Origin of the sequence: Frankia sp. AgKG'84/4 (genome assembly GCF_023242965.2) — a bacterium.
Classification (GTDB): Bacteria; Actinomycetota; Actinomycetes; order Frankiales; family Frankiaceae; genus Frankia.
The window spans coordinates 1-1,588 of the sequence record NZ_JALKFU020001052.1; the positions used below are offsets into that span (position 1 = coordinate 1).

Below are 1,588 nucleotides of genomic sequence, written 5' to 3' on the forward strand. Positions count from 1 at the left end.
GGCCTGCGATGGCCGACCGTTACCAGATCCGCGCCGCTGCCGCGTGCCGGTGTCCACCGCGCAGACCGAGACCGACGTCGTCGAGCCCGGCGGCGGCGCCGGGCCAGCCCTGCCACACCGGCCGCTAAGCCCACTGCGTCCCGCAGGCCGCCCTCGCCGCGCTGGAGCGCTGGATCCGTTCGGGTTCCTCCTCGGGTGCGCCCGGCCGTTCACCGCGGCGGAGCTGGCCGGGCGGGACGGCCTCGAGGGTTTGCCGGTGCGCAATCAAAGGGTGCCCGCGCACATTGGATAGATATTGATGTGCGATTCTTGTCCGCGCTGACATCGATCACTTCTGCTAAGCTGCTGGCCGACTATCATTCCGTTGGTGGGCGGCGCCCGTACTTTGTGGCGTCCCGCTCGGGGGCTTGGGGGATGAACGGTGGCCGCTGCGATAAACGCCCGGGTCGGCGGTGACGTACAGGGTCAACTTGTTGTCGGCGAGCACAATGTCGTGGTCCACGCGGCCGCCGGTTCGGTGGTGTCGCTACGCACCGAACCCATGCCGCCGCCGCGGCGCCGCGAACCGGTCGCGATGGCGGCGCCCCGTCCGGGCGCGCCATTGTTCGGCCGGGACGCGCAATGCGCGCGGATCGCCACCTGGCTCGACGAGCAGCTCCCCGTCCAGGTGCACGGCGAGAGCGGGATCGGTCGCACGGCGCTGCTGCGCCGGATCGCCGCGGACCGCGCCGCGGTGCGGCCGGTGGTGTTCCTCAACGCCGCCGGCCTGTCGCACGACGACCTCGTCCAGGAGATCTTCCAGGCGTTCTACGACGTGACGGGGTACCGGCCGCCGGCCGACCGGCTGCGCCGCCTGCTCGGATCGGTCGCGACGATGCTGGTCATCGACGATTTCGACGGCACCTCGGCGGAACTGGCGGTGCTGCTGGATCTCGTGCCGTCCTGTGACGTGCTGATCGGTTCGATCCAGCGCACCCTGCTGGCGGATGGCCGGGCGCTGCACCTGCGGGGACTGGACGACGAAGCGGCCCGGTCGCTCGTCACCCGCCAGCTCGGGCGGCGGTTGACGACCGAGGAACGGACCGCGCTGGAAGGCATCCGGGAACGGGCACGGGGTAATCCGCGCGTGCTCGTACAGCTGGCACTGGCTGTTCGGGAGCTGCAGGAGGCCGCCGAGGAGACCGATGGCGCTCCCGTGGAGGCGGAACCCGCCCGGATCACGCTGGATGCCGGCGTCGCCGTGCTCGCGCCGCTGCTCGCCGCCCGGCTCGGTGACGCCCAGCGTGACGCGCTCTGCGCCCTGCGTCTGGTCTTTCCGTACTCCCTGCCCACCGATGCGTTGCGGGCCGCCTGCGGGCCTGCCCCACCGGGCGGGCCCGAGGCGGCCGGCGGCGTCGACGACGACGACATCGACCCTGGGCGCCTTGACCTGCTGGCGGCGTCCGGTCTCGTCGAGGCGACCGCGCGGGGCTGGCGTCTCACCGCCGCCCTGGGCGTCGCGGCGACCGGTCACCTCGAGCGGCCTCCGAGCGCCGCGGACGTGGCGGACCGGCTCGTCGCCTGGGGTCGGGTCGCGCCGCCCGGGGAG

Annotated in this window: 1 protein-coding gene; it reads left to right on the top strand. The window is 73.0% G+C overall.

Features of this window, described 5'->3' with window-relative positions:
• Positions 1-421: 421 nt before the first annotated feature.
• The coding region (locus tag MXD58_RS27200; protein WP_250610773.1) for an ATP-binding protein at positions 422-1,588 on the top strand (1,167 nt) is incomplete at its 3' end.